Origin of the sequence: Maritimibacter sp. HL-12 (assembly GCF_900177545.1) — a bacterium.
Taxonomy (GTDB): domain Bacteria; phylum Pseudomonadota; class Alphaproteobacteria; order Rhodobacterales; family Rhodobacteraceae; genus Sinisalibacter.
Genome location: NZ_FXBQ01000001.1, coordinates 1566430 through 1593080 on the forward strand (window position 1 = coordinate 1566430; position 26651 = coordinate 1593080).

26 protein-coding genes and 1 pseudogene are annotated in these 26651 nt (G+C 62.5%); 15 read left to right on the forward strand and 12 right to left on the reverse strand.

The window, feature by feature from the left end:
* On the forward strand, positions 1-588 hold the full coding sequence (locus tag B9Y97_RS07765) for a Smr/MutS family protein (RefSeq protein WP_085526204.1): 588 nt from the start codon (positions 1-3) through the stop codon (positions 586-588).
* Here the strand turns inward: B9Y97_RS07765 and B9Y97_RS07770 are convergent.
* The 5 genes from B9Y97_RS07770 to B9Y97_RS07790 all read right to left on the reverse strand — a co-directional run bounded on the left by B9Y97_RS07770 (position 585) and on the right by B9Y97_RS07790 (position 5630).
* On the reverse strand, positions 585-1688 hold the full coding sequence (locus B9Y97_RS07770; protein WP_085526205.1) for an alpha/beta hydrolase: 1104 nt from the start codon (positions 1686-1688) through the stop codon (positions 585-587). The two genes, B9Y97_RS07765 and B9Y97_RS07770, sit on opposite strands and share 4 nt — an antisense overlap.
* Before the next feature lie 52 nt (positions 1689-1740).
* Positions 1741-3051: an ATP-dependent protease ATPase subunit HslU gene (gene hslU / locus B9Y97_RS07775; RefSeq protein ID WP_085526206.1), complete on the reverse strand. Its 1311-nt coding sequence runs from the start codon at positions 3049-3051 to the stop codon at positions 1741-1743.
* On the reverse strand, positions 3048-3605 hold the full coding sequence (gene hslV / locus B9Y97_RS07780; RefSeq protein WP_085526207.1) for an ATP-dependent protease subunit HslV: 558 nt from the start codon (positions 3603-3605) through the stop codon (positions 3048-3050). The genes hslU and hslV overlap by 4 nt, the downstream gene beginning before the upstream one ends.
* 129 nt (positions 3606-3734) lie before the next feature.
* Positions 3735-4775 carry a ferrochelatase gene (hemH, locus tag B9Y97_RS07785; RefSeq protein ID WP_085526208.1) on the reverse strand — a complete coding sequence of 347 codons (1041 nt, stop codon included), beginning with the start codon at positions 4773-4775 and terminating at the stop codon, positions 3735-3737.
* Between the two features lie 51 nt (positions 4776-4826).
* The gene (locus tag B9Y97_RS07790) at positions 4827-5630 is read right to left on the reverse strand and encodes a methyltransferase domain-containing protein (RefSeq protein WP_085528166.1); all 804 of its coding nucleotides are present in this window, start codon (positions 5628-5630) and stop codon (positions 4827-4829) included.
* Positions 5631-5659: 29 nt separating this feature from the next.
* On the opposite strand from B9Y97_RS07790, the pseudogene B9Y97_RS18430 reads away from it, so the two are divergent.
* The 5 genes and pseudogenes from B9Y97_RS18430 to B9Y97_RS07810 form a co-directional block, all read left to right on the forward strand.
* Positions 5660-5839, forward strand: a pseudogene (locus B9Y97_RS18430) (double zinc ribbon domain-containing protein); the annotation flags it as partial.
* 9 nt (positions 5840-5848) lie between these two features.
* Positions 5849-6376 carry a ComF family protein gene (locus tag B9Y97_RS07795; RefSeq protein WP_369596657.1) on the forward strand — a complete coding sequence of 176 codons (528 nt, stop codon included), beginning with the start codon at positions 5849-5851 and terminating at the stop codon, positions 6374-6376.
* Between the two features lie 45 nt (positions 6377-6421).
* On the forward strand, positions 6422-6676 hold the full coding sequence (gene grxC, locus B9Y97_RS07800) for a glutaredoxin 3 (RefSeq protein WP_085526210.1): 255 nt from the start codon (positions 6422-6424) through the stop codon (positions 6674-6676).
* Positions 6676-7494 carry a carbon-nitrogen hydrolase family protein gene (locus B9Y97_RS07805; protein WP_085526211.1) on the forward strand — a complete coding sequence of 273 codons (819 nt, stop codon included), beginning with the start codon at positions 6676-6678 and terminating at the stop codon, positions 7492-7494. The genes grxC and B9Y97_RS07805 overlap by 1 nt, the downstream gene beginning before the upstream one ends.
* The gene (locus tag B9Y97_RS07810) at positions 7495-7938 is read left to right on the forward strand and encodes a MarR family winged helix-turn-helix transcriptional regulator (RefSeq protein WP_085526212.1); all 444 of its coding nucleotides are present in this window, start codon (positions 7495-7497) and stop codon (positions 7936-7938) included.
* Positions 7939-7961: 23 nt separating this feature from the next.
* Here B9Y97_RS07810 and ubiG read toward each other — a convergent pair whose 3' ends face one another.
* Positions 7962-8708 (reverse strand): bifunctional 2-polyprenyl-6-hydroxyphenol methylase/3-demethylubiquinol 3-O-methyltransferase UbiG, encoded by a 747-nt coding sequence (ubiG, locus tag B9Y97_RS07815; protein ID WP_085526213.1) that lies wholly within the window; start codon positions 8706-8708, stop codon positions 7962-7964.
* Positions 8709-8759: 51 nt separating this feature from the next.
* Between ubiG and pip the strand changes: the two genes are divergently transcribed.
* From pip to infB, 5 genes are all read left to right on the forward strand, one after another.
* Positions 8760-9746: a prolyl aminopeptidase gene (gene pip / locus B9Y97_RS07820; protein WP_085526214.1), complete on the forward strand. Its 987-nt coding sequence runs from the start codon at positions 8760-8762 to the stop codon at positions 9744-9746.
* A gap of 130 nt (positions 9747-9876) precedes the next feature.
* Complete coding sequence (rimP, locus tag B9Y97_RS07825) at positions 9877-10458, forward strand: ribosome maturation factor RimP (protein ID WP_254900876.1); 582 nt, start codon at positions 9877-9879, stop codon at positions 10456-10458.
* Between the two features lie 3 nt (positions 10459-10461).
* Positions 10462-12081: a transcription termination factor NusA gene (gene nusA, locus B9Y97_RS07830; RefSeq protein WP_085526216.1), complete on the forward strand. Its 1620-nt coding sequence runs from the start codon at positions 10462-10464 to the stop codon at positions 12079-12081.
* 23 nt (positions 12082-12104) lie between these two features.
* Positions 12105-12740 carry an RNA-binding protein gene (locus B9Y97_RS07835; protein WP_085526217.1) on the forward strand — a complete coding sequence of 212 codons (636 nt, stop codon included), beginning with the start codon at positions 12105-12107 and terminating at the stop codon, positions 12738-12740.
* Positions 12737-15244 (forward strand): translation initiation factor IF-2, encoded by a 2508-nt coding sequence (infB, locus tag B9Y97_RS07840; RefSeq protein WP_085526218.1) that lies wholly within the window; start codon positions 12737-12739, stop codon positions 15242-15244. Before B9Y97_RS07835 ends, infB begins: the two co-directional genes overlap by 4 nt.
* 59 nt (positions 15245-15303) lie before the next feature.
* Here the strand turns inward: infB and B9Y97_RS18105 are convergent, their stop codons facing one another.
* The 4 genes from B9Y97_RS18105 to B9Y97_RS07855 all read right to left on the reverse strand — a co-directional run bounded on the left by B9Y97_RS18105 (position 15304) and on the right by B9Y97_RS07855 (position 18097).
* Positions 15304-15441, reverse strand: coding sequence for a hypothetical protein (locus B9Y97_RS18105; RefSeq protein ID WP_176224323.1), 138 nt, complete (start codon positions 15439-15441; stop codon positions 15304-15306).
* Positions 15442-15528: 87 nt separating this feature from the next.
* Entirely contained in the window at positions 15529-15927 is a 399-nt protein-coding gene (locus B9Y97_RS07845; protein WP_085526219.1) for a (deoxy)nucleoside triphosphate pyrophosphohydrolase, read from the reverse strand.
* Positions 15924-17189: a bifunctional glutamate N-acetyltransferase/amino-acid acetyltransferase ArgJ gene (gene argJ, locus B9Y97_RS07850; protein ID WP_254900970.1), complete on the reverse strand. Its 1266-nt coding sequence runs from the start codon at positions 17187-17189 to the stop codon at positions 15924-15926. The genes B9Y97_RS07845 and argJ overlap by 4 nt, the downstream gene beginning before the upstream one ends.
* 59 nt (positions 17190-17248) lie before the next feature.
* Positions 17249-18097 carry a peptidylprolyl isomerase gene (locus B9Y97_RS07855; RefSeq protein WP_176224324.1) on the reverse strand — a complete coding sequence of 283 codons (849 nt, stop codon included), beginning with the start codon at positions 18095-18097 and terminating at the stop codon, positions 17249-17251.
* A 175-nt stretch (positions 18098-18272) separates the two neighbouring features.
* Here B9Y97_RS07855 and secA point away from each other — a divergent pair, with 175 nt between their 5' ends.
* From secA to B9Y97_RS07870, 3 genes are all read left to right on the forward strand, one after another.
* Positions 18273-20984, forward strand: a complete 2712-nt coding sequence (secA, locus tag B9Y97_RS07860) for a preprotein translocase subunit SecA (RefSeq protein ID WP_085526221.1) — start codon at positions 18273-18275, stop codon at positions 20982-20984.
* A gap of 206 nt (positions 20985-21190) precedes the next feature.
* Positions 21191-22420 (forward strand): hypothetical protein, encoded by a 1230-nt coding sequence (locus B9Y97_RS07865; protein WP_139828253.1) that lies wholly within the window; start codon positions 21191-21193, stop codon positions 22418-22420.
* A gap of 19 nt (positions 22421-22439) precedes the next feature.
* Positions 22440-23999, forward strand: a complete 1560-nt coding sequence (locus tag B9Y97_RS07870; protein WP_085526223.1) for a phosphate ABC transporter substrate-binding/OmpA family protein — start codon at positions 22440-22442, stop codon at positions 23997-23999.
* A gap of 29 nt (positions 24000-24028) precedes the next feature.
* Here the strand turns inward: B9Y97_RS07870 and radC are convergent, their stop codons facing one another.
* Positions 24029-24799 (reverse strand): RadC family protein, encoded by a 771-nt coding sequence (gene radC / locus B9Y97_RS07875; RefSeq protein ID WP_085526224.1) that lies wholly within the window; start codon positions 24797-24799, stop codon positions 24029-24031.
* Positions 24800-24851: 52 nt separating this feature from the next.
* Entirely contained in the window at positions 24852-25853 is a 1002-nt protein-coding gene (locus B9Y97_RS07880; protein ID WP_085526225.1) for an asparaginase, read from the reverse strand.
* A gap of 177 nt (positions 25854-26030) precedes the next feature.
* On the opposite strand from B9Y97_RS07880, the gene B9Y97_RS07885 reads away from it, so the two are divergent.
* Positions 26031-26552 (forward strand): invasion associated locus B family protein, encoded by a 522-nt coding sequence (locus tag B9Y97_RS07885; protein ID WP_139828254.1) that lies wholly within the window; start codon positions 26031-26033, stop codon positions 26550-26552.
* Positions 26553-26651 lie beyond the last annotated feature (99 nt).

A 26651-nucleotide genomic window follows, 5' to 3' on the forward strand; every position in this document is an offset into this window, starting at 1 on the left:
TTGTCCCGCCGCAAGCCGCGCAAGATCCGGCAAGATGAGATTGATCTCTGGGCCAAGGTCGTGGAACACGCGGTCCCGCTCTACCCAACACGTCCTTTGGTGGCCGAAAAACAGTCTCTAACCCCGCCGAAACCAGCTTTTTCGCCGGTGCCTCGATTTCGACTTGGCGAAACGGCAAAGGCCGCTTTCCCGGCGCATAATCTGGCACGGCCGATCGTGGAACAGCTTGCGCAGCAGCCGGTTGCAATGGATCGAAAACGTTTCGCCAAGATGAAACGTGGCCGGATCTCGCCCGAGGCACGGATCGACCTTCACGGGATGACCACAGCCCAGGCCCATCCGGCCCTTACCCGTTTCATCCTTGATGCGGTGTCAGAGGATCGCCGGCTGGTTCTCGTGATTACCGGGAAAGGGAAAACCAGGGCCGACCATGGCCCGATCCCGGAGCGCCATGGCGTCTTGCGTCACCAGGTTCCGCACTGGCTGCACACGCCACCGCTCAAGGCCCACATCCTGCAGGTTTCTGACGCCCATGTGAAGCACGGCGGGCACGGCGCCTACTACGTTTACCTGCGCCGCAACCGTTAGTCTTCCAAGGTGCCCACTTCGATGGTGTCGGCATCCTGCACCGACATGATCGAGTCGGGCTGTTCGCTCATCGCATCCGTCACGCCCTGCCCGAAGCTGCCGGTAAAGGCGCGCATGTTGCTCATGATCTTCAGGAAGGCAGGCGAGGTGATCGCGGTATCGTGGTTCAATATGCCCCTGGAAAAATCCGTCACATCAACAACATTCACATCCAGATCCGAAAGCTCTCCTTCCAGACGGAGCGCGCCAACCCGGGTGTTGCCGTAAATTTCCGAAGCGGCAAACCGCAACACCCTGTCGCGCTTCGATGAAAAGACCACGAAGGGCTGCGGCACATTCCCGATCCGGCGAACCTGAGCCCGGAACACGTCGATATCGATATCGGGCGAAACGAGGATCACACCGTCGATCTTGCCCCGCGTCCCGGTGTCGCCGGCGATCGCGAACTCGCGCAAGGTTTCCATGATCAGCATCGAGCCCATCGAATGACCGATGATCAAGACACCCTCGGCACCGGCAGCAATCACCGAACGGATCGTCGCCTGAAAACCGTCTCGGGCGTAGAGCATCGAGTCGCGGTCATAACCATAGCGCAAGAGTTTTTCCGCGCTGGGCCATGAGTAATGCACCGGCACGTCGTCCAGCCCGACATCGGTATAGAACTGCGAGAACCGGAACAGCCCGTCTTCGTAACCAGTGTTGTAGCCATGCACGAAGATCACGGCCCGGCGGCGCCCGGCGGGGCGGCTCATCAACTGGGCCCGGAGCTGACTGCGGAAAAGGGCTTCGTTGGGGAAGATCTCGTTGTTGAGGGTTGCGAAATGCTTGCGGGGGTTGGCTCTGAACGAAGGCAGGTTCAAGCTTCCCGCCCGGCGATCGGGTGGCACGGAGATATCGTAACGCCCGAAGGCAAGGCCTTCCCCGCGTCCGGACCCGAGCGATCCGTCATCTTTCAGGTTCCGGCTGGAGACGACGAGGATCGGTGCGATCGTGCCGCCCGCGGTGTTGACGTCTTCGAGCGAAACCATGCGCGCGCCGCCGGCGCAGGCCGAAAGCGCGAGGGTCGACGTGAGAGCAAGGCCGAAGCGGCGGCGATTCATGGCTGGTATCCCGTTCTTTTTCGGCAGCGCTACGCCGGAATCCGAAGCTGCGCTAGAGCATATACCGGCTGATATCGGCACTGCGCATCAATTCGCCGAGATTGGCCTCCACGAAGGCTTTGTCCACCACGATTTCCTCGCCCGACCGGTCCGGCGCGGTGTAGCTCAGTTCCTCGAACACGCGCTCCATCACGGTGTAGAGCCTGCGCGCCCCGATGTTCTCGACGCTCTGGTTCACTTCCGCGGCAATACCGGCGAGGGCCACGATGCCGTCGTCGGTAAATCTCACCCCCACCCCCTCGGTTTCCATCAGGGCGCTGTATTGCAGCGTGAGCGCATTGTCGGTCTCGGTCAGGATGCGCACGAAGTCCTGTTCGGTCAGCGCCGAAAGCTCCACCCGGATCGGCAACCGCCCCTGCAGCTCTGGCAGCAAGTCCGACGGTTTGGCGGTATGAAACGCGCCCGACGCGATGAACAGGATATGGTCGGTTTTCACCGGCCCATGCTTGGTGCTTACCGTGGTGCCTTCGATCAGCGGCAGGAGATCCCGCTGCACGCCCTCGCGACTCACATCCCCGCCCCGCGCTTCGGCCCGGGCACAAACCTTGTCGATCTCGTCAAGAAACACGATGCCGTTCTGCTCCACGGCTTCGAGCGCGGCGCGGTTGACGGTTTCGTCATCGAGGAGTTTGTCGGCCTCCTCGGCAATGAGAATATCGTGGCTTTCCGCAACCGTCATCTTTCGGCGCACGGTGCGCCCGCCAAACGCCTTTCCGAAGATGTCACCGAGCGACATGACACCCATACCCATCCCGGGCTGCCCCGGGATATCGAGCATCGGCATTCCACCGCTCGAACTTTCCTGCAGATCCACCTCGATCTCGCGGTCGTCAAGATCGCCGGCCAGCAGCTTCTTGCGAAACATGTCGCGGGTCTGCTCCCGGGCGTCCTTGCCTGCGATAGCCTCGATCACGCGGTCTTCGGCGTTGCGTTCGGCGGCAGCTTTCACATCTTCGCGCATCTGCGCGCGCGTCAGGATGATCGCGGTATCGACCAGATCGCGCACGATCTGTTCCACATCGCGCCCGACATAGCCAACCTCGGTAAACTTCGTAGCCTCGACCTTGATGAAGGGCGCTTTCGCCAACCGGGCGAGGCGACGGGAGATTTCGGTTTTGCCAACCCCTGTGGGCCCGATCATCAGGATGTTCTTGGGGTAGACCTCCTCGCGCAACTCGGGCCCAAGCTGCTTGCGCCGCCAACGATTGCGCAAGGCAACCGCAACAGCACGCTTGGCATCCTTTTGCCCGATGATGAAACGATCGAGCTCGGAGACGATTTCCCTCGGGGTCAGATCGGTCATTTCGAGATGGTCTCCACGGTGAGATTTCCGTTGGTATAGACACAGATATCGGCGGCAATACCCATGGCGATGCGGGCGATGTCCTCGGCCGTCTTGTCGCTTTCCATCAGCGCCCTTGCAGCGGCCAGCGCATAGTTTCCGCCCGATCCGATCGCGGTAACATCGTGCTCGGGTTCAAGCACGTCACCCGCCCCGGTAACGACAAAGAGGCCATCGCCATCGGTGACGATCAGCATGGCTTCAAGTTTTTGAAGATACTTGTCTGTGCGCCAGTCTTTCGCCAGCTCGACACAGGCGCGGGCGAGTTGTCCGGGCGTTGCTTCCAGCTTTGCCTCGAGGCGCTCAAGGAGCGTGAAAGCATCGGCGGTCGATCCGGCAAAGCCGGCAACGATCTCGTGCCCTCCAGGCGTCAGACGTCGAACCTTGCGGGCACTGCCCTTGATCACGGTCTGGCCGAGGCTCACCTGCCCGTCGCCAGCGATAACCACGAGACCGCCCTTTTTAACCCCGATAATCGTGGTGCCGTGCCAGCCGGGGAAATCCTTTTCAGCCATATCGCCTCCTTGAATGCTCCCCGCTATATGGCTTGGCAGGCTAGCGGCGACAACCTTGGCCGGGGGCCATTCTGGCGAAGAAAAGCCGAAACGGCCGGGATTGAACCGAAAAACAGTCTCTATTCCTCCCTAATCGAGCCAACCCGCGAGGTTTTCCTCCACGATCTCCGCCATCATCGAGATATGCGCCTCGTCGTCGTTGAGGCAAGGCAGATAGGTGAAGCTCTCACCGCCCGCCTCGGTGAAGCTTTCCTGAATCTCCTCGTTGATCTCTTCGAGCGTCTCGATGCAATCAGAAGAAAACGCGGGCGCGATCACGGCAATTCGCTTCTTGCCTGCCTCGGCAAGCCGGGCCACCTCTTCGACGGTGTAGGGCTGGAGCCATTCCTCGGGCCCGAACTTCGATTGGAAGGTCGTGACAACCCTGTCCTTCGCCCAGCCGAGCCGCTCGCGAAGAAGGCGCGTCGTCTTCTGGCAATGGCAGTGATAGGGATCGCCCTGCATCAGGTAGCGCTTGGGAACGCCGTGGTAGGAGCAGACCAGAACATCCGGTGCTTCCGCTTCGCTCGGATAAACCCGCTCCACGGACTGGGCCAGCGCCTCGATGTAGCTTTCGCGATCGTGATAGGCCGGCACCGTCCGCGCGGCTGGCTGCCAGGTTTCTTCCATCAACACCCGAAAGAACTGGTCGTTCGCGGTGGCCGTGGTCGGCCCGGAATATTGCGGGTAGAGCGGGAAGAACAAGATCCTCGTGCACCCTGATTTGACCATTTCCGCAACTTTCGACCTGGTCGAGGGATTGCCATAGCGCATCGCGAAATCGACCATCACCTTGTCGCCGTAGCGCTCATGGAGCGCTTCGCGCAACTTGGCGGTCTGGGCCTTGGTGATTGTCATCAGCGGGCTCTCGCCAAGCTCGTGGTTCCAGATCGACTTGTAGTTGGCCCCAGACCGGAACGGGCGGATCGACAGGATGATGCCCTGAAGGATCGGTTGCCATTTCCATTTCGGGTAGTCGATGACCCGCTGGTCCGAGAGGAATTCGCTCAGATACCTGCGCATTGACCAATAGTCGTAGTTGTCGGGCGTTCCGAGATTGGCGATAAGCACGCCGATTTTCTCCTCGGGAACCTTCGGGTGGTCGGCGGGCAAATGGGTGGTGTCGCGCATGTCCTGGCTCTCCTGCTGGGTCGGGCCGTGATAACCTCCTCGCGGTTACGGTCAATCAGGCAAATCGGTTTCCTTGGTGCCGAGCGCATCGGCGAGCCGCGTGGTGGCGGAGCCGGGCTTGAGCGGTTTCTGCTGGCTGTCGTGGGGTGCCCAGCCGGTAAGAAAGATCATCTCGAAAGTGGCGCGCACCCGTCCGTCGTCGCCAAAGTTGGCCGCGTAGATCTCCGCTGCGCGCCGAAACAGCGCGCGAGGCGTTTTCTCCGCCCGAACCGCCAGCGCGTTGCCCTCGCCCATGGCGCGCAGATCACGCATCAGCGCCCGGGCATCAAGGTAGGAAACCACTTGCGAGAGGGTGTCGGCCACCGGCAAGGCAAGACCGGCGATCTGCAATATTTGCGCCAGGTCACGGATCTCGCCCATTGGAAGCACGCGCGGGGAAAGCCCCCCGGTGAGCCCGACCTCGGCTTCCGCCAAGGCCGTGCGAAGTTCATGGAGGGTCTGTCCGCCGAAGGTTGCCCCGATGAACAGCCCGTCAGGTTCCAAGGCCTGATGGCATTGAAAGACCTGCGTAACCGGATCATTGGACCAATGCAGGGAAAGCCCGTGGATCACCGCGTCATGTGCACCGGGTTCCAGCGCGAGCACCTCGTTATCCGGCACGATCCGCGCGTCGGGAAAGGCCGCGCGCCACGGATCCGGAAAACCGGTCACAACGGCCGGGCGCATAAACCTTCTGTTAACCAATTCAAGGCGATCCTTCACCTCGTGCGCCGCGATCTCGTGGAGAAACATGCCCTCGGGCCGCGCGCGGGCACGGATCAGTTTCAAGCGGTCGGGGTCGACGAGTTTGGCCATGGCGCGGACCATAGAAGGACAAGGCCGAAATGCAATCGCCCCTCGCAATCCTCTACCCGCCGCAGTGTGTGAGTTGCGGCGAAACCATTGCCGACGACCACGGTTTGTGTGGAAAGTGCTGGGCTCAGACACCCTTCATAACCGGCCATATCTGCGATCGTTGCGGTGCACCCCTGCCCGGCGAGAGTGACGGCGAGTCGGATCTTTGCGACGATTGCATGAAGATTGCCCGGCCATGGTCGCGCGGGCGCGCGGCGCTGATCTACACCGGCAATGCCAGGCGTATCGTTTTGCAGATCAAGCTGTCCGACAGGCTCGATCTCGTGCCCTCGGCGGCGTTCTGGATGGTTCGGGCAGGGCGCGAGATCCTTGCGGGCGATGCGCTGCTGGTCTCCATCCCGGCGCATTGGACGCGCGTTTTCAGCCGCCGCTACAACCAGGCGTCCGAACTGGCCCGGGCGATTGCGCGCCAGACCGGGCTTGGGTTTGCCCCAACTGCCCTGACGCGCCCGCACCGAACCGAAAAGCAGGAAGGCAAAGGGCTGGACGGGCGCTTTGCCAATGTGCGTGATGCCATTCGACCGCACCCGAGACGCGGGGCGATCCTGAAGGATCGGCGCGTCGTTCTGATCGACGACGTGATGACCTCGGGCGCCACGCTTGCCGCCGCCGCCGATGCCTGCCTAGCGGCCGGGGCCGAGGATGTCGCAACGCTGACACTGGCGCGCACGGTGAAGGATGCCTAGATTGCTCTGCAACGGCGCGATCCTCGCGCAACCAGGGAAATCGAGATGCAACCAGTTACGATCTACACCACGCCCTATTGCGGCTTTTGCATTGCCGCCAAGCGGCTTCTCAACAAGAAAGGCGTCGAATTCAATGAGATCGACGTAAGCCATCACCCCGAGCTTCGTCAGGAAATGATGCAGAAATCGGGGCGCCATACCGTCCCGCAAATCTGGATCGGCGAGGTTCACGTTGGCGGCTTTGACGACATGCACGACCTCGACATGAGGGGCAAGCTAGATCCGCTGCTTCAGGGTTGATGCGCGCGGGGCTCATTCAGCTTACCTCGAGGGCCGATCCGGCAGAAAACCTGCCGACGTCCGTATCGTTCATTCGTGAGGCCGCCGCTCGCGGGGCGGAATTCGTTCTGACCCCGGAAGTAACAAACATCGTGTCGGCAGACCGCGGGTATCAGGCAAGCGTTCTGGTGCCGGAGGAGCAGGACGGAACGCTTGCCGCGTTGCGCCATGAAGCCGGGTCTCTTGGCATCTGGCTCCTGATCGGCTCACTGGCGCTCAAGACAGATGATCACGATGGACGTTTCGCCAATCGGTCGTTCCTGATCTCGCCGACTGGCGATATCGCCGCCCGGTACGACAAGATTCACATGTTCGATGTGGAAATATCGTCGACCGAACGCTACCGCGAGAGCGCGGGCTATCGTCCCGGGGGGCGTGCTGTTGTCGCCGAAGCGCCTTTTGCCCGGATCGGCCTCACGATCTGTTACGATCTGCGCTTTCCGCATCTCTACCGCCGATTGGCGCAGGCGGGCGCAGACATCCTCACCGTCCCGTCGGCTTTTTCGCAAGTGACCGGTGCCGCACATTGGGAAAGCCTGCTGCGCGCCCGGGCCATCGAAACGGGGTGTTTCATTCTGGCGCCGGCGCAAACCGGCAACCATGGACCCAAACGTGCAACGCACGGTCATTCGCTCGCGATCTCGCCCTGGGGCGAAGTGCTTGCCGATGGCGGAACCGAACCGGGCGTCACGCTGGTTGATTTCGATCTCTCGGACGTGGAACATGCGCGCAAACGTATCCCGTCGCTCGATCACGACCGGGAATTTGAAGGGCCCTGAATGTCAGACCATGCCGAAAGCCTCTCGGTTGCGCTGTTCAGCGAGATGTTCATGGCCGATCAACTTGCGCGAACGGCGCTGTCAAAGGCGCTGCCAAAGGGCATGGAACTCAGCCATTTCTCGGTGCTGAACCATCTTGCCAACGTTGCCGAGCCGAAAAGCCCGGGCCAGCTTGCCCGGACGTTCCACGTGACACGCGGTGCGATGACCAACACGCTTGGCAAGCTCGAATGGGCGGGGCATGTGCATATTCACCCCGACTGGGACGATGCCCGGCGCAAGATCGTCACCATCAGCCCGGCGGGCCGAAAGGCGCGCGAGACCGCGCTTTCAGCGATCTCCCCGATCATTGCCGACGTGGTCGAGAAGATCGGCCCCGACAAGGTGCGCGCCGCACTCCCGGTGCTGAGAGAAATCCGCGCGCGTTTTGATGAGCAAGCCTGAAAGAGGCTCTATTCCAGCGTGATTCACGCTGGACGGACACTGGCGGTCACATAGTTGACGCTCAGATCGCGCGATGAGATCGACCAGGTCCAGGTGATCGGGTTGAATACGAAACCCTTCTTGTCGACCGGCCTGAGCCCGGCACGGGTGATTAGCTCTTCAAGCTCGGCCGGGGTGATGAACTTGCGCCAGTCATGCGTGCCGACCGGCAGCCAGCGCATGACCCGCTCCGCTCCGACGATCGCCACCATGTAGCTCTTGGGATTGCGGTTGATCGTGGAGGCGATCATCAACCCGCCGGGCCTGAGCAGGTTGTGGCAGGCGGTGAGGTAATCGATCGGGCTTGCCACGTGCTCGACCACTTCCATGTTGAGCATGGCGTCGAATTGTTCGCCCGCCTCCGCCATCGCCTCCGCGGTTGTGTGCCGGTAGTCGATCTTGAGCCCCGATTGCTCGGCATGAACCTGCGCCACCGGAATATTGCGCTCGGCTGCATCGGCACCGACAACCTCGGCTCCGAGCCGCGCCATCGGTTCCGACAGCAGCCCGCCGCCGCAGCCGATATCGAGAATGCGCAGGCCCTTGAACGGGAGATTGTCGGTCAGGTCACGGCTGAACTCGGCGGCGATCTGGCTGGTGATGTAGTCGAGCCGGACCGGGTTCATCATGTGAAGCGGTTTGAATTTGCCGGTCGGGTCCCACCATTCCGCTGCCATTGCCTCGAATTTGGCGACCTCGCTCGGATCGACGGTTGATTGCGCGTCTGCCATGGGTTTCCCTTTCTCGTGGCGGTCGTCTCGGCCGCGTTATATAGGTTTCGCATGAACATCGCCGCAGGAAAAAACACCGCAGGTGCGCTCTACCCCGGCCGGGAGCCGTTCCGCCGCCATATGCTAGAGGTCGGCGACGGGCACACGCTCTACGTCGAGGAAGTCGGTCGTCCCGATGGGATACCCGTGGTCGTGTTTCATGGCGGTCCGGGCGGCGGATGCTCGCCCGCGATGCGCCGATTCTTCGATCCTGACAAGTTCCGCGTGATCCTGTTCGATCAACGCGGCTGCGGACGCTCGCGCCCCCATGCCTCGGTCAAGGCCAATACAACCTGGCATCTCCTGCGCGATATCGAACATATCCGCGTTACGCTCGGCATCGATCGCTGGATCGTTTTCGGCGGAAGCTGGGGTGCCACGCTGGCGCTGGTCTACGGGCAGGCGTATCCTGCCCGTGTCGCCTGGCTGGTGCTGCGCGGGGTCTTTCTCGCCACCCGGGCAGAGCTTGACTGGTTCTACGGCGGCGGCGCGGGTCGATTCTGGCCCGACCTGTGGGAGCGTTTCATCGATCCTATCCCGCTGGACGAACAGGACGATCTGATCGGCGCCTACAACAAGCGGCTGTTTTCGCGAGACCGCGCCGAGCAGATCACGCACGCCAAGTCATGGGCGGCATGGGAGAACGCCCTTGCCTCGATCGACAACGACGGCGCGATCATCGACAGCCCGGCCGACTACGCGCTGGCGTTCTCGCGGATCGAGAACCACTATTTCATCAACGCGGCTTTCCTCGACGACTCCCAGCAGATCCTCCCCAACATGCCGCGGATCGCCCATATTCCCGGCACCATCGTGCAGGGTCGTCACGACATGATCTGCCCCCCCGCTTCGGCATGGGCCCTGCACAAGGCCTGGCCTTCGAGCGACCTGCGCATGATCTCCAAATCCGGCCATGCCGTGTCCGAGCCGGGGATCGCGGCGGAGCTTGTGCGCACCATGGACAAGCTGGCGCGGCAGCGGGAAACGCTGGGTGTTTAGCATTTCCCTTGCAGACTCATCGCAACCACCCTATATCCCCCTCAACAGCGGCGCTTCGGCTTCCAAACCCGAGGCTCCACCGGGAGAAATCGACGGGCCGCGCGCCCGTTTTTTTGTGCTTGGAGACACCGTGACCGACCTGGTTGCCAAAACCACCATCGACCAGAGGCTGGCCGAGATCGTCCGTCCCGTCATCGAGGGGATGGGCTTCGAATTGGTGCGTCTGCGCCTGATGGGCGGCAACACGCCGATACTGCAGATCATGGCCGAGAAGCCCGAAGGCGGCATCGAGGTCGATGATCTGGCCGAGATCACCACCGCGCTGGGTGCCGTGCTCGACGTGGAAGACCCGATCACCGACAATTACACACTCGAAGTTTCCAGCCCGGGCATTGATCGGCCGCTGACCCGGTTGAAGGACTTCGACACCTGGAACGGCTACGTTGCCCGGATCGAAACCAGCGAACTCATTGATGGGCGCAAGCGGTTCAAGGGCATCCTGGCGGGCACCGAGGGCGACGAGGTTCTGATCGAGATCGAAGAAAACGGCGAGCCGGTCACCATCGGGCTGACCTTCGATCTTCTGGCCGAAGCCAAGCTCCTGCTCACCGATGAGCTGATCCGCGAAACCCTGCGCCAGCGCAAACACGCGAGCGAAATCGACGAAACGCTCTATGATGAAATCCTGACCGACAGTTCTGAGGAGGACTGACCCATGGCAATCACCTCTGCCAACCAGCTTGAGCTTCTGCAAACCGCCGAAGCTGTGGCGCGCGAAAAGATGATCGAACCCGGCCTCGTGATCGAGGCGATGGAAGAGAGCCTCGCGCGGGCTGCCAAGAGCCGCTACGGCGCGGAGATGGACATTCGCGTGTCGATCGACCGCAAGACCGGCCGGGCGACCTTCACCCGGGTGCGCACCGTCGTCGCCGACGAGGATCTGGAGAACTACCAGTCCGAGCTGACCGTGGAGCAGGCCAGGCAATACCTCGACGATCCGAAGGTCGGCGACACCATCGTCGAAGAAGTGCCGCCCGTCGAGATGGGCCGGATCGCCGCCCAGAGCGCCAAGCAGGTGATCCTGCAGAAGGTGCGCGAGGCCGAGCGGGATCGGCAATACGAAGAGTTCAAGGATCGCGCCGGCACGATCATCAACGGCGTGGTCAAGCGCGAGGAATACGGCAACATCATCGTCGATGTGGGTGCTGGGGAAGCGATCCTGCGCCGCAACGAGAAGATCGGCCGTGAGAGCTACCGCCCGAACGACCGCATCCGCTGCTTCGTCAAGGATGTGCGCCGCGAAACCCGTGGACCGCAGATCTTCCTCAGCCGCACCGCGCCCGAGTTCATGGCGGAATTGTTCAAGATGGAAGTGCCGGAAATCTACGATGGCATCATCGAGATCAAGGCCGTGGCCCGCGATCCCGGGAGCCGCGCCAAGATCGCCGTGGTAAGCTACGACAGCTCGATCGACCCTGTCGGTGCCTGCGTCGGCATGCGCGGCAGCCGGGTTCAGGCGGTGGTGAACGAGCTTCAGGGCGAGAAGATCGACATCATCCCGTGGAACGAGGACGTCCCCACCTTCCTCGTCAACGCGCTTCAGCCTGCCGAGGTTTCCAAGGTTGTTCTCGACGAAGACGCCGGGAAGATCGAGGTGGTTGTGCCCGACGAGCAACTTTCCCTCGCGATTGGCCGGCGTGGTCAGAACGTGCGACTGGCCAGCCAGTTGACAGCGCTCGATATCGACATACTTACCGAGGAAGAAGAAAGCGCGCGGCGTCAGGCCGAATTTGCCGAGCGCACAAAGCTGTTCATGGACACGCTGGATCTCGACGAGTTCTTCGCCCAGCTTCTCGTCTCGGAAGGCTTCACCTCACTTGAGGAAGTTGCCTATGTCGATGTTGACGAGCTTCTGGTGATCGACGGTGTCGACGAAGATACCGCCAACGAGCTTCAGGCCCGGGCCCGCGATGTTCTGGAAGAGCAGAACCGCAAGGCGCTCGAACACGCACGCGAACTCGGCGTCGAAGATAGCCTGGTCAATTTCGAGGGCCTTACGCCCCAGATGATCGAGGCATTGGCGGAAGACGGCGTGCTCACGCTCGAAGATTTCGCAACCTGCGCCGACTGGGAGCTTGCCGGTGGCTGGACCACCGTTGACGGCGAGCGCGTCAAGGACGAAGGCCTGCTTGAAAAATTCGAGGTAAGCCTGGAAGAAGCCCAGAACTTCGTGATGACTGCCCGTGTTCTGCTTGGCTGGGTTGATCCGGCCGACCTCGTGGAAGAGGAAGAAGCGAGCGAAGAGAGCGAAACTGAAGAGGAGGCCGGAGCCTGATTTCAGGCTCCGGGCAAGGCCAGATGACCCGAGGCGGTCGGCCGAATACGCGGGCGGAAGGCCCTGAGCGTCGTTGCATCGCGACGGGCGAGGTGCAGCCCAAACATGGGCTGATCCGCTTCGTCGTCGGTCCGGATTCCGAACTGGTGCCCGATCTGCGCGAGAAGTTGCCGGGCCGTGGAATTTGGGTCGCGGCGGATCGCGCCGCGCTGGACAAGGCGGTGGCGAAGAACCTCTTTGCCCGCGCGGCCCGCCAACCCGTCGTGGTGCCCGAAGGGCTGGCGGATCGGATCGAAGCCGCAATGGCTGGCCGCGTCGTTGAGCTGATCTCGCTCGCGCGCAAGGCGGGTGCGGCGGTGACGGGTTACGAGAAGGTCAAGGATTGGCTTGTCAAGGATCAGGCCGAAGTTCTGATCCAGGCTTCAGACGGTTCCGAACGTGGCAAGACCAAGCTGCGCCCACCCGGGAAAGATGGCCGATTCATCGGCTGCCTGACGGCCCGGGAATTGGGTTTGGCATTCGGGCGGGAAAATGTGATACATGGCGCGCTCGCGGCTGGTGGACTCACCGCCCGTGTAGTAGAGGAAGCCGCAAAGCTCTCGGGCTTGCGCAGAAACGACGGTGGGAACGCCCACCGGAAAGGTACGAAGACGACATGAACGATAGCGACGGCAAAAAGCCCCTTGGACTGCGTGGTGGTGCCCGGTCGGGCCAGGTGAAGCAGAGCTTCAGCCATGGACGCACCAAGAATGTGGTGGTGGAAACGAAGCGCAAGCGCGTTGTCGTTCCCAAGCCGGGTGCGTCTTCGGGAACTGGAGGCGGATCTGCCGGGCAGTCGTCCGGGGTTGACCCCAGCAAACGTCCCGCCGGCATTTCCGATGCCGAACTGGAGCGCCGGATGAAGGCCCTGGCAGCAGCCAGGGCGAACGAAGCCGGCGAAGCCAAGCGTCGGGAAGAAGAAGAGAAGGCGCGCGAAGAAGAACGCGAGCGCCGCCGCCGTGAAGCGGAAGAAAAAGAGCGCGAGGAGCGCGAACGCGCCGAAGCCGCGAAGCGCAAGGCCGAGGAAGAAGAGGCCAAGCGCACCGAAGCGGAAGCGGTGAAGACGGCCCCTGCCGCCGCGCCCGCCGCGGTTGCCGATCCGGCAGAAGCACAAGCTGCGGAGGCCCGCGGTGCCAAGGCACCGGGCCCGCGCAAGACGGATCGTGAGCGGGTGGCCGAGGAACGCCCGACGCGCGGCAAGGCTGCCAAGGACGACAGCAGCCGCCGCACCGGCAAACTCACGCTCAACCAGGCACTTTCCGGCGGCGAAGGCGGGCGGCAACGCTCGGTTGCCGCGATGCGCCGCAAGCAAGAACGGATGCGTCAGAAGGCCATGGGCGGTGGCGCCAGCCACGAAAAGGTTGTGCGCGACGTTCAGGTGCCTGAGACCATCCTGGTTCAGGAGCTGGCCAACCGCATGGCCGAGCGGGTCGCCGACGTCGTCAAGGCGCTGATGAAAATGGGCATGATGGTGACCCAGAACCAGTCGATTGATGCCGACACGGCGGAAGTGATCATCGAGGAGTTTGGCCACCGGATCGTTCGCGTTTCGGACGCCGATGTCGAAGACGTCATCGACATGGTCGAAGACAAGCCCGAAGATCTCAAGCCGCGCCCGCCGGTCATCACCGTGATGGGCCACGTCGACCACGGCAAAACCTCGCTGCTCGACGCGATCCGCCACACCAAGGTGACATCGGGCGAAGCCGGCGGCATCACCCAGCATATCGGTGCCTACCAGGTGACGACGGATGCCGGGCAGGTGCTCTCCTTCCTCGACACGCCGGGCCACGCGGCCTTCACCTCGATGCGCGCCCGCGGCGCACAGGTCACCGATATCGTGATCCTCGTGGTGGCGGCAGACGATTCCGTGATGCCGCAGACGGTCGAGGCGATCAACCATGCCAAGGCCGCCGGCGTTCCGATGATCGTGGCGATCAACAAGTGCGACAAGCACGACGCCAACCCCGACAAGGTGCGCACCGAGCTGTTGCAATACGAAGTGATCGTCGAGGGGCTTTCGGGCGACGTCCAGGATGTCGAGGTCTCGGCCATTACCGGGCAGGGTCTGGATACGCTGCTTGAAGCCGTCGCGCTTCAGGCCGAAATCCTCGAACTCAAGGCCAACCCCGACCGTCCGGCGCAAGGCGCGGTGATCGAGGCGCAACTCGATATCGGGCGTGGCCCGGTTGCCACCGTGCTGGTGCAGAAAGGCACGTTGCGTCAGGGCGATATCTTCGTTGTCGGCGAGCAATGGGGCAAGGTTCGCGCGATGGAAAATGACCGCGGCGAACGGGTCAAGGAAGCCGGTCCTTCGGTGCCTGTCGAGGTGCTCGGCCTCAACGGCACGCCGGAAGCCGGTGATGTGCTCAACGTGGTCGAAACCGAGGCGCAGGCCCGCGAGATCGCCGAATACCGGGAGCAGGCCGCGAAAGACAAGCGCGCCGCCGCCGGTGCCGGAACCTCGCTCGAACAGCTTCTGGCCCAGGCCAAGGCCAACGAGAACGTGAAGGAGTTGCCGATCCTCGTCAAAACCGACGTGCAGGGTTCGGCCGAGGCGATCATCCAGGCGATGGAGAAGATCGGGAACGAAGAAGTGCGCGTGCGCGTGCTGCACTCCGGTGTCGGGGCGATCACCGAAACCGATATCGGGCTGGCGGAGGCTTCCGGTGCCCCGGTGATCGGCTTCAACGTCCGGGCCAACGCACCCGCGCGCAACAGCGCCAACCAGAAGGGTGTCGAGATCCGCTATTACAGCGTGATCTACGATCTCGTGGATGACGTGAAGAAAGCCGCGTCTGGTCTGCTCTCGGCGGAAGTGCGTGAGAACTTCATCGGCTATGCCGAGATCCGCGAGGTCTTCAAGGTTTCGGGCGTTGGCAAGGTTGCCGGCTGTCTCGTCACGGAAGGTATCGCCCGCCGGTCGGCAGGCGTGCGTTTGCTGCGCGACAACGTGGTGATCCACGAAGGCACGCTGAAAACGCTCAAGCGCTTCAAAGACGAAGTCAAGGAAGTGCAGTCCGGCCAGGAATGCGGCATGGCCTTCGAGAACTACGATGATATCCGCACTGGCGACGTCATCGAGATTTTCGAGCGCGAGGAAATCGAGCGTTCGCTGACCTGATCGGAGCGAGACCTGCGAAAAAGGGGCACCTTCGGGTGCCCTTTTCATTTGCGATGGCGTCAGGCGGCGGGCACCGAAACCGGCCTGCCGGTGTATTCTTCCTTGCCGATCCGGACGACGATGCGTCCGTCGCCAAGTTTGCGCACGAAAAGGCCCTGGATCGACAGGTAATTCCCGACAGTGATTGTTCTGACCATGGCCATTTCCCCCGGACCTTGAGCGATAGTGCCTCAAGTGCGGGGTGGCGGTAAACAAGATCTTGATGCCGGGAACCGATGCTCCGATCAGAGCCAGTCGCGAAGGATCGGGATCAGAGGTTTGTCGGCCGGCGGCATCGGGTAGCTGCGCATGTCGTTTGGTCGCACCCAAGCCAGCTTCTGGCCTTCCTGCGGCACGACAGTGCCTTTCCAGCGCCGGCATGCGAAAAGCGGCATCAACAGGTGAAACTCCGGATAGCTGTGGCTTGCGAAGGCGAGCGGTGCAAGACAGGAGGCGCGGGTGTCGATCCCGAGTTCTTCGTGCAATTCCCGGATCAGCCCGGCTTCGGGGGTTTCGCCCTCTTCAACCTTGCCGCCGGGAAATTCCCACAGCCCGGCCATTGATTTTCCTTCCGGGCGCTGGGCGAGAAGCACCCGCCCATCGATGTCGATCAGCGCCACCGCCGCAACAAGAACGATTTTCACGACCGGTAATCCGCGTTGATCTCGATGTATCCATGGGTGAGGTCACAGGTCCAGACCGTGGCCGCACCCTTTCCGAGGCCGAGATCGACCGAGATCACCAGCTCCTGGTTCTTCATGTAGGCCGCGCCCTCGGACTCCCGATAGGCAGGCGAAACCCAGCCCTGCGAGGCGACGAGGATCTCGCCGAAGTGAATCATGAGCTTGTCGCGATCCGCCGCCGCGCCGGATTTGCCGATTGCCATGACAATCCGGCCCCAGTTCGGGTCTTCTCCGGCGATGGCGGTCTTGACCAGCGGCGAATTGGCGATAGCCATGGCATGGGTCCGCGCATCGCTGTCCGACGCCGCCCCCGTCACCCGGATCTCGATGAACTTGGTCGCGCCTTCGCCGTCGCGCACAACCTGGTGGGCGAGTTCAAGCATCACCTTCTTGAGCGCGTTGCGGAAGGCCGTGGTGTCTTCGGTCACCTCGATGCCGGAGGCCCCGGTCGCGGCAACAAGCAGCGTGTCGGAGGTTGAGGTGTCGCTGTCGACGGTGATGTTGTTGAAGGTCTCGTCGGTCAGGCTGCCCAGCATCTTCTGCAACAGCGGTTGCTCGATCTTCGCGTCGGTGAAGATATAGACAAGCATCGTCGCCATATCGGGGGCGATCATGCCCGAACCCTTGGCGATACCTGCAATCCGCACCGTCTTGCCGCCGATCTGAACTTCTGCGCCCGCACCCTTGGCATAGGTGTCGGTGGTCATGATTGCGCGCGCGGCAAGCTCGATCGCATCGGCGGTCAGCGTGCCGTTCAGTTCCTCGATCCGTGCCGTGATCCGCTCAAACGGCAAGGGTTCGCCGATCACCCCGGTTGAGGCGGAATAGACCCTGTTTTCCGGCACACCCGTCACCCGCGCGACCTCCTCGCAGATCGCGGCCACGGCCTTTTCGCCGCTGGCACCGGTGAAAGCGTTGGAGTTCCCGGAGTTGACGATGAACACGGCACCCCCCGAGGTATCGCTGCCAATCTTGGCCTGGCAATCGAGAACCGGCGCCGAGCGGGTGGCCGAGCGGGTGAAAACCCCGGCCACCGAGGTTCCGGGATCGAGCACGGCGAGCATCACGTCGACCCGCCCGGCATAGCGCACCCCGGCCTGCACCGCCGCAAAGCGGGCCCCGCCAATCACCGGCAGGCGCGGAAAGGCCCCCTTCGGCGCGAGCGGGGAGACGGCATGTCTATGCGTCTTGGCCGTCTTCAAACGGCCTTTGAGGCGCGCCACTTTTTCCTTGAGCTTCAGGACCTTTGCCTTGTTTCCCACCTTCCGGGACTCCCTTTCAATCAGTCAAGGAGCGAGACGTCGCTCAGAACGTCAGGATCAATGGCTTCAACGTCGGTCCGCTCGATCGTCGCGGCATCGAGCAATGTCGCCAGTGCCTGTTCCACGGCGTCGTTCTCAAGCTGCTCTTCGATCTCTCCGCGCACTTCGTCCAAGGCCGGAGCGCCTTTCATGCGGGCATCATTGAGCTTGAGCACATGCCAGCCGAACTCCGTCTGCACCGGCCCGGCTACATCGCCAACATCCATGTCGGCAACGGCAACTTCGAAGGGCTCAACCATCATGCCGGGGCCGAACCAGCCAAGCTCGCCACCAGACGGACCGGACGGCCCGGTGGAATGCTCGCGCGCCAGCACGGGAAATTCCGCGCCGCCTGCCAGTTCATCAACCAGCGCCTGCGCCTCTTCCTCGGTTTCCACAAGGATATGAGACGCATTCCATTCCTGCGTCGGTTCGGCATCGGCATAGGTTTCGTCATAGGCCGCCTGCACCTTGGCATCGTCCACCGCGCCCGAGATCACCTCGTCGAGCTTCTCCGTGGCCACGATGGCGCGGCGCTCGTTGTCGAGCTGGATCTTCGCCCGTGCCGACATTTCCTCGATCGCCTGGCCCAGAACGGTTTGCTGGATAAGCTGTTCGATCAGGCCGGGCAGGAGCACGTCGTTGGGCAACGCCTGGTAGTCCTCGGGCAGGGCAAATCTGGCCGCGATCACATGGCCGAGCGTTATTTCATCTCCGTTGACAACCGCCATGACCGTGTCGGCAGACTCCTCTGCCCGAAGCGGCGCGGAGGCCACGAGCATCAACGCAGCGCCGGCGAGCAGGGTGGTGGTTTTGGGCAAGATTTTCATGGGTTTTCCTCTTGTCGGACCGGTTCCCCGGTGTCGTTGACTATTCCGGCTCCGGCCCTTACATCGCAAGGGTCTCACGGGGGCGGATCTCATGCCCTTGATATGGGGCCTTGCGGGCACGGGCAAGTGCTCCCCGCGATGTCGTGAACAAGAGAGCAGATCGGGCGGAGTGAACATGCTGGGTATCGGAAAAATCGCCAAGAAGGTGTTTGGTTCTCCGAACGATCGCAAGATCAAGACGACGCGCCCGATCATCGAGAAGATCAACGCGCTGGAAGTAGAATTCCACGCGCTGTCCGACGATGCGCTGAAGCAGAAGACCGAAGACTTCAAGAAGCGGGTCGCCGAGGGCGAAAAGCTCGACGACATTCTGCCGGAAGCCTTTGCCAACTGCCGCGAGGCCGCTTGGCGCGCGCTCGGGCTTCGTGCCTTCGACGTGCAGCTCATGGGCGGGATCTTCCTCCACCAGGGCAATATCGCCGAGATGAAGACGGGCGAGGGCAAAACCCTCGTCGCCACATTCCCGGCCTATCTCAACGCGCTGACCGGCAAGGGCGTGCATATCGTCACCGTAAACGATTACCTCGCCCGGCGCGATGCCGACTGGATGGGCAAGGTTTATGCCGCGCTCGGGATGACCACGGGCGTCGTCTACCCGCAACAGCCCGACCAGGAAAAGCAGGCCGCCTACCAGGCGGATATCACCTATGCCACCAACAACGAGCTGGGCTTCGATTACCTGCGCGACAACATGAAATCCGAGCTGAGCCAGATGTATCAGCGCGGGCACCATTTCGCGATCGTCGACGAGGTCGACTCGATCCTGATCGACGAGGCGCGCACGCCGCTGATCATCTCGGGCCCCTCGCAGGACCGGTCCGAGCTTTACGTGACGATCGACAAGGTCATTCCCGAGGTCAAGGACGATCACTACACCCTCGACGAGAAGACCCGGAACGTGACGTTCACGGATGAAGGCAACGAGTTTCTCGAAGAGCGACTTCACGAGCTCGGCCTGCTGCCCGAGGGTCAGTCGCTCTACGACCCCGAAAGCACCACGATCGTGCACCACATCAACCAGGGCCTGCGCGCACACAAGCTGTTCCACCGTGACAAGGAATACATCGTGCGCAACGGCGAGGTTGTGCTGATCGACGAATTCACCGGCCGGATGATGTCGGGACGCAGGCTGTCCGAAGGCTTGCACCAGGCCATCGAGGCCAAGGAGGGCTGCAACATCCAGCCCGAAAACGTCACCCTCGCCTCGGTGACGTTCCAGAACTATTTCCGTCTCTACGACAAGCTTGCGGGCATGACCGGCACGGCGCTCACCGAGGCCGATGAATTCGATGACATCTACAAGCTCGGTGTTGTCGAGGTTCCGACCAACCTGCCGATTGCCCGGATCGACGAGCATGATGCCGTCTATCGCTCGGCGGACGAGAAATATGCCGCCATCGTGGAAGAGATCAAGAAGGCGCATGAGAAGGGCCAACCCGTTCTCGTCGGCACCACGTCGATCGAGAAATCCGAGTTCCTGTCTGATCTTCTGAAAAAGGAAAGCATTCCCCATAACGTCCTGAACGCGCGCCAACACGAGCAGGAGGCCCAGATCGTGGCCGATGCGGGCAAGTTCGGCGCGGTGACGATCGCCACCAACATGGCCGGTCGCGGAACCGACATCAAACTGGGCGGCAACTTCGAGATGATCGTGCTTCAAGCTCTTGCCGCAGACCCGGAGGCAAACCCCGACGAAGTGCGCGCCCGTATCGAAGCCGAGCATGCCGACGAGGAAGCCAAGGTGAAAGCGGCGGGCGGGCTTTTCGTGCTCGCCACCGAACGCCATGAAAGCCGCCGGATCGACAACCAGTTGCGCGGCCGGTCCGGCCGTCAGGGCGACCCGGGCCGCTCGGCTTTTTTCCTGTCGCTCGATGACGACCTGATGCGAATCTTCGGGTCCGAACGGCTCGACAAGGTGCTCTCCACCCTTGGGATGAAAGAGGGCGAGGCGATCGTGCATCCATGGGTGAACAAGAGCCTGGAACGTGCGCAGGGCAAGGTCGAGGCGCGCAACTTCGACATCCGCAAGCAGCTCCTCAAGTTTGACGACGTGATGAACGATCAGCGCAAGGTGGTGTTCAGCCAGCGTCTGGAAATCATGGAGGCGGACGATCTTTCCGACGTGACGGAAGACATGCGCAACCAGGTGATCGACGATCTGGTTGAAAGTTTCGTCCCGCCCAAGACCTACGCGGAACAATGGGACGCCGAGGGTCTGCACGCCGCGGTTATCGAAAAGCTCAACCTCGACCTTCCGGTGACCGACTGGGTGAAGGAAGAAGGTGTCGATGACGAGGCGATCCGCGAACGGCTTTACGACGCCGCCGGCAAACAAATGGCGGACAAGGCCGAAGCCTTCGGTCCCGAGACCATGCGGACGATCGAGAAACAGATCCTGCTTCAGACCATCGACGCGAAATGGCGTGAGCATCTCCTCACGCTCGAACATCTGCGCTCGGTCGTCGGGTTCCGCGGTTACGCCCAGCGCGATCCGCTCAACGAATACAAAACCGAAGCCTTCCAGCTTTTCGAGGGCATGCTCGACGGCCTGCGCGCCGATGTAACCCAGAAGCTTGGCCAGGTGCGTCCGATGAACAAGGAGGAGCAGGAGCAGATGATGCAGCAAATGCTCCAGCAGCAGCAGGCACTTGCCGAGGCGCAACGCAAGGCAGCCGAGAAGATCACCGGCAAGTCCGAATTGCCCAAGGGCGTTGCGATGGCAGGGTTTGACGAAAACGATCCGGGCACCTGGGGCAACCCCGGTCGGAACGATCTTTGCCCCTGCGGGTCCGGCAAGAAATTCAAGCATTGCCACGGCAAGTTCTGAACCGGGCAGTTTTTCGGGCAAGGCCGGGGCGATCACGTGGCGTGATCGTGGCGCTTAGCGCTGGAACCCGAGATAGTTGCGAAATCTCAACGACTTGACCGTGTTTTCGAAAATCGAAACAAAACCGGAAAAGGCCACCTTCTGTTCATCTATTCGGCGTATTGCTGCGGGAAACTGCACGCTGACGGAATGAATTGGAGATCGCCATGTTCGCCGATCTGAAGCAAAAGGCTGCAGGAATTGACAGGAAGCGGCTCTATACCGCCGCCGCCACGATCCTGATCGCAGGGGCAGCGGGGCATTTCATGCAACGTTCAGCCCAGTCGCCGGGCGACAACCCCTCGACGATGGCAGGGGCCTTGCCGACTTCCGCGTCCGTCATGGGCCCCACGATCGCCCCTGCGCCCGATGCTTCGGACGCTTCGCAAGCGGCGGCCACCATCGTGGAAACGCCCGTGGCACCGGACGAACTGCCCGTTCCGGCCAAAACGCCGGCAGCGCCGACGCTGGAGGAACCTGCGGTCGATCCGATGATTGCCTCGGCCGAAGCGAACGATCCTTTGGTTGAGGAAGTGACTCGCGGCAAGACCGCGATGTTTGGCTTCGAGGAAGATCCCGCGCCAGACACCACCGCGATGACCGAGCCCGCCGCGGCGCCTTCGGAACCGGAGTCGGATACCGAGGCCCTGTTTGCGGCCCTTGATAGTGCCGAGCAATCCGGCGGCGAACCCGAGATCGCACCGGCCACTTCTCCCGAAGCGAATTGCGACATCAGCTTCAAGGCCGAGCCTGCAGAGGCCGCCATGGTGACCCTGTCCTTCGAGGCACCGTGCCACTCGGGAGAGGATGTCGGGATCGACCATGGCGATCTGCGGTTCTCCGAACAGCTTGGCCCTGACGGCAGCCTGATGATCCTCGCCCCCGTGATGTCCGCGACCGCCATTTTCACTGCCCGCCTGGGCGATGGCCAGACGGCATCGACCGAAGTGCGCGTCCCCGATTTCGCCTCCTATGAGCGGATCGCCGTGGTCTGGAAAGGGGCAACCGGGTTCCAACTGCACGCACTGGAGAACGGCGCGGTCTACGGCGAGCCGGGCCATGTCTGGGCTGAACAGCCGGGCACGGCCGAGATGGCCATCGCGGGCGCAGGCGGGTTCGTCTCGATCCTGGGAAGCAGCGCAAGTGGCTATGCTGCCGATGTCTACACCTATCCCGCGGGTCTCACGGCGGACGATCCGGGGCCGGAGATTTCGATCGAGGCACAGGTGATGGAAAACACGTGCGGCACCCAGATTGCCGGAACCATCCTGCGCAGCAATGCCATCGGAACGCCCAATGTCGACACCCTGTCGATGTCGGTGCCGGGCTGCGACGCCGTGGGCGAATATCTGGTGTTGAAAAACCTGCCCCAAGAGCTGAAACTCGCCCGCAACTGAAGCGGCCCGGGGGTCTTCGATGACAATCTTTCGTGCGGCGGTTCTCGCCGCACTTTTCCTTTGGTCGATGCTTTCCCCGGCTGCGGCCGAAGACGTTACGCTCACCTCACGCGATGGCGCGCTGGAAATCTCCGGGACTCTGCTTGGCTTCGACGGCGAGTTCTACCGCGTCGATACCGAGTTCGGGATCCTGACTGTCGATGGCTCCGGCGTGAATTGTGATGGTCCGGGTTGCCCGATGCTGGGGGCATACAAGGCCCGTTTCACCCTTTCGGGGGCCAGTGAAATGGGCGAGGTGCTGATCCCCGCGATGATCGAAGGTTTCGCGCTCAATGGCGGTTACGCTCTGGCGCGGGAAACCCTGCCCGGAGTCGGGCTGCTCTACCGTCTGTATGAAAAGGCGGACGGTCCCGAAACAGCCGAGATCACGGTGCGCCAGACCTCCTCGGCGGAGGGCTTTGCCGATCTCGTCAGCGAACAGGCCGACATCGTGCTTTCGATGCGCGAAGTCTCCTCGCGGGAACGTGCGCTGGTTCGCGATGCCGGTCTGGGCGATCTTCGCGGGCTGCGGCAATTTCGGGTGATTGCGCGCGATGCCCTCGTGCCCATCGTTGCGCCGGGCAACCCGGTGCGCCGTCTCACGATGAACGATCTCGCCGCGGTCTACGCGGGCGAGATCACCCGTTGGTCGGACCTCGACGGTGAAGACGCACCGATCACCCTGCATCTCACCTCGCCCGACGGCGATATCGGCCAACTCTTCGAGGCGCAGGTTCTGGAGCCGCAAGGTTTGACCCTCGCATCCGATCTTCGCACCCACGCCACGGTCAGCGGGCTTGCCGCGGCGGTCGCGCAAGACCCTTTCGGAATTGGCATTTCAACCTTCGCGCAATCCCGCCTCGCGGACGTGATCACGTTGACCGGCGCTTGTTCATTCGAGGTTGCCGCAAGTGACGCCAGCATCAAGGCGGGTGACTATCCGCTCACCGCGCCGATGTATCTCTACCTTCCGGCGCGCCGCCTGCCGAAGATTGCGCGAGATTTCCTGGCATACATGCGTTCGGGGAGCGCCCAGATGGTGACCCGCCGGGTCGGGTTTGTAGACCAGTCTTTCAGCGAGGTTCCGGTTGCCGCGCAGGGCAGGCGGCTGGCCAACGCGATCCGGGCGGCGGGGCCCGAGGTGAGCCTCGAAGAGCTTCAGCGCATGATGAAGTTGTTTGACGGCAAGGCCAGGATCTCACTCACCTTTCGGTTTCAGGGTGGATCGACCGTGCTGGATACGCCGTCCCGCGCCTTTCTCGCGCTGCTCGCCGCTGCCTTGGAGGCAGGCGAATTCGAGGGCAGGCGCTTGACCTTTGTCGGCTTCAGCGACAGTGAGGGGGAAGCAGATGCCAATCGCCGCTTGTCGCGAAGGCGAGCCGAAACACTCATGTCGGCAGTGCTCGCCGAGACGGAAGTGTTCGACCGCGCCCGCGTGTCTCTCGATACCGACGGGTTCGGAGAGGCTCTGCCGATGGCATGTGACGACACCGCATGGGGCCGCCACGTGAACCGCCGGGTGGAAATCTGGGTCGATTGATCACCGTTTCGCGGCGGTTCGTGCCGGAGTCAGAGATAGCCGGCGTCGCGGAAACTCGACACCTGTGATTTTCCGATGATGAGATGGTCGTGCAAGGTAATCCCCAGAGTCTCGGTGGCGGCCTGAACCCGGGCCGTCATGTCGATATCGCCTTGTGACGGCGTGGGGTCACCCGAGGGATGGTTGTGAACAAGGATCAGCGCCGAGGCGTTCACTTCAAGCGCCCGCTTGGCAACCTCGCGCGGGTAGACCGGCACATGGTCGACCGTTCCGCGCGCCTGTTCTTCGTCGGCTATGAGGGTGTTGCGGCGGTCGAGGAACAGCACCCGGAAATGCTCGATATCACGATGCGCCATCGTCGTGCGGCAGTAATCGAGCAAGGCGTCCCAAGAGGAGATCACGTCGCGCCGGATCACCCGGGCCCGCGCCAGCCTTTGCGCCGCCGCTTCGACGATCTTGAGTTCCAACACCACGGCCTCACCCACGCCGGCAACTTCGCGCAGCCGGTTGGGCGGGGCCGAAACAACCGCGTTGAAATCACCGAACCGGGCGAGCAGCGCGTGGGCGAGCGGCTTCACGTCCTGCCGGGGGATCGCGCGAAACAGAACGAGTTCAAGTATCTCGTAATCCGGCAGCGCGCCCGCGCCGCCTTCCATGAAGCGCGCGCGCAGGCGTTTGCGATGATCGCCGATGTAGGATGGCACCCGTCCTTTTTGCGCGGCCACGCACGCGGCAGGTGCTTCGTCCGTCTCGAACAGAGGCAGGGGCATTTCGCCGAAATGTGATTCGATAAGCTCCATGGCACCAGATTGGCTGCACCGGATGAATCAAAGGTTAACGCGGGTTCACCGCTCAGCCGGTCAACCCGTCAACCGGCCGGATATGGCCGGTCACCATGCCCCGCCAGTTGCGGATCGGCGCGTTGAGCACTTTGAGGGTTTCGTCGTGCGCCGGGTCGAGCACGCCAAGCCGAACCAGCAGCGCCGCGATGGTGGCTTCGGAAGCGCGCGTTGCGCCATCGGCAATCTTGAGTGCGATCCCGACACGCTTTTCCGGCACCATTGCAACGAACACTCCCTCCGCGCCGGTCTTGATTGCCACGCGCCCCGCCATCGCGCGCATCAGCCCGGTGCAGGCCCGTCCTTCGCCCGCGACCAGCTCGGGATGTGCGGTCATCGCCTTCCGCAGTCGTGCGGCTGCGCGCGCGCGCGGACTGTCCCCGTCCTCCCGGGCCGTGGCGAAAAAGGCCATCGCTCGCCCGAGCCCGCGCAGCGATGTGGCGTAATTGGGGGCGGAGCAGCCGTCGATTGCCCAGCCATGCACTGGCTCGCCGGTCACGTCTTCCCAAGCCGCGCGCACCGCCTTCTGAACCGGGTGGTCGATCTCGAGGTATTCCGGGCCCGCGCCAAGATGACGGGCCAGCGTGAGATAGCCTGCATGTTTGCCCGAACAATTGTTGTGCACCTGCCGTGGCTTCGCACCCGCGCAGGTGATCTCTTTCGCCGCTTTCGGGTCTGTGGGCATATGTGCGCCGCAACGCAGATCGTCATCACCAAGTTTCCGATCGGCGAGCCACCGTGCCACCCGGTCGGTGTGAATGTGCCCGCCCATGTGCGAGGCGCAGGACAGCGCGAGGTGTTCCCTTGTCAACCCGGCCGCATCGGCGGCACCGCTTTCGACCAGCGGCAAGGCCTGAATCATCTTGGCCGACGACCGCGGGTAGATCACCGCGTCCGGATCGCCCCATGCTTCCACGATCTCACCCGCCGCCGAGCAGATCACGGCATGACCCAAATGCAGAGATTCCACCCGGTCGCCACGCCAGATTTCGGTCAGCCTCGCGGGTTCACCCATGGTTGTTCCTCCATGCCCCGGGGAACGCGCGGTTTTCCGCCAACGGGGCTTTCATGATCCGGGCATGTTGCGTTAGTGTAACCCGCAGATGGGAAACGGGTCCGCGTCTCGACAAGACCGCTTTAGGCAGGCCGACGCAAGGGCCAAGAGGCAGGAACGGCTGGAGGCTGTGAAAAGATGATTTCGAATTTCGCACGGGGCCTTTGTATCGCGGCATTCTCGATTTTTGGGGGTGGAGCGGTTGCGCAGGAAAGCACCAACCGGGTTGCGGCCAACACCGATTGGAGCGTGTTCGTCGAGGAAGACCCGAAGGAATGCTGGGGCGTGTCCAAGCCCAAGGAATCGGTCAACACGCGCGACGGGCAGGTTGTTGCGGTGCGGCGGGGGGAGGTTCTTCTCTTCGTCAGCTACAGGCCGGACAACAGTGGCGCGGGCGAGGTCAGCTTCACCGGCGGCTACCCGTTCCAGGCCGATTCAACCGTGGCGTTGACGATTGGCGGCGAAACCTACCAGCTCTTCACCGATGGTGAATGGGCCTGGGCAAGCCCGGACGACGATCCGAAGATCATCGACGCGATGAAACGCGGCGCGGATGCCGTCGCCGTTGGCGTCTCCGGACGGGGCACCCGAACCGAAGACACCTTCTCGCTTCTCGGCTTCACCGCTGCCGTGGAAGACGCCGCCAAACGCTGCGAGTGAATTATCCTCAATCGTGGAGCGCCCCGGCCCGGTGCCGGGGCGTTTTCTTTTGAAACTGCCGCGCAATGGCCTATATGGGCGTGAAAGCGCAAGGATCAT

Excerpts from the sequence above, each read along its gene's own strand:
- B9Y97_RS07805 (WP_085526211.1), top strand. The coding sequence starts at position 6,676 with ATGCGCGCGGGGCTCATTCAGCTTACCTCGAGGGCCGATCCGGCAGAA.
- hemH (WP_085526208.1), bottom strand. The coding sequence starts at position 4,775 with ATGCGCGACACCACCCATTTGCCCGCCGACCACCCGAAGGTTCCCGAG.
- nusA (WP_085526216.1), top strand. The coding sequence starts at position 10,462 with ATGGCAATCACCTCTGCCAACCAGCTTGAGCTTCTGCAAACCGCCGAA.
- secA (WP_085526221.1), top strand. The coding sequence starts at position 18,273 with ATGCTGGGTATCGGAAAAATCGCCAAGAAGGTGTTTGGTTCTCCGAAC.
- B9Y97_RS07835 (WP_085526217.1), top strand. The coding sequence starts at position 12,105 with ATGACCCGAGGCGGTCGGCCGAATACGCGGGCGGAAGGCCCTGAGCGT.
- B9Y97_RS07810 (WP_085526212.1), top strand. The coding sequence starts at position 7,495 with ATGTCAGACCATGCCGAAAGCCTCTCGGTTGCGCTGTTCAGCGAGATG.
- B9Y97_RS07865 (WP_139828253.1), top strand. The coding sequence starts at position 21,191 with ATGTTCGCCGATCTGAAGCAAAAGGCTGCAGGAATTGACAGGAAGCGG.
- hslU (WP_085526206.1), bottom strand. The coding sequence starts at position 3,051 with ATGACCGATCTGACCCCGAGGGAAATCGTCTCCGAGCTCGATCGTTTC.
- B9Y97_RS07855 (WP_176224324.1), bottom strand. The coding sequence starts at position 18,097 with ATGAAAATCTTGCCCAAAACCACCACCCTGCTCGCCGGCGCTGCGTTG.
- grxC (WP_085526210.1), top strand. The coding sequence starts at position 6,422 with ATGCAACCAGTTACGATCTACACCACGCCCTATTGCGGCTTTTGCATT.
- B9Y97_RS07790 (WP_085528166.1), bottom strand. The coding sequence starts at position 5,630 with ATGGCCAAACTCGTCGACCCCGACCGCTTGAAACTGATCCGTGCCCGC.
- B9Y97_RS07770 (WP_085526205.1), bottom strand. The coding sequence starts at position 1,688 with ATGAATCGCCGCCGCTTCGGCCTTGCTCTCACGTCGACCCTCGCGCTT.
- B9Y97_RS07885 (WP_139828254.1), top strand. The coding sequence starts at position 26,031 with ATGATTTCGAATTTCGCACGGGGCCTTTGTATCGCGGCATTCTCGATT.
- radC (WP_085526224.1), bottom strand. The coding sequence starts at position 24,799 with ATGGAGCTTATCGAATCACATTTCGGCGAAATGCCCCTGCCTCTGTTC.
- B9Y97_RS18105 (WP_176224323.1), bottom strand. The coding sequence starts at position 15,441 with ATGGTCAGAACAATCACTGTCGGGAATTACCTGTCGATCCAGGGCCTT.
- B9Y97_RS07795 (WP_369596657.1), top strand. The coding sequence starts at position 5,849 with ATGAAGATTGCCCGGCCATGGTCGCGCGGGCGCGCGGCGCTGATCTAC.
- pip (WP_085526214.1), top strand. The coding sequence starts at position 8,760 with ATGAACATCGCCGCAGGAAAAAACACCGCAGGTGCGCTCTACCCCGGC.
- ubiG (WP_085526213.1), bottom strand. The coding sequence starts at position 8,708 with ATGGCAGACGCGCAATCAACCGTCGATCCGAGCGAGGTCGCCAAATTC.
- hslV (WP_085526207.1), bottom strand. The coding sequence starts at position 3,605 with ATGGCTGAAAAGGATTTCCCCGGCTGGCACGGCACCACGATTATCGGG.
- B9Y97_RS07870 (WP_085526223.1), top strand. The coding sequence starts at position 22,440 with ATGACAATCTTTCGTGCGGCGGTTCTCGCCGCACTTTTCCTTTGGTCG.
- B9Y97_RS07880 (WP_085526225.1), bottom strand. The coding sequence starts at position 25,853 with ATGGGTGAACCCGCGAGGCTGACCGAAATCTGGCGTGGCGACCGGGTG.
- infB (WP_085526218.1), top strand. The coding sequence starts at position 12,737 with ATGAACGATAGCGACGGCAAAAAGCCCCTTGGACTGCGTGGTGGTGCC.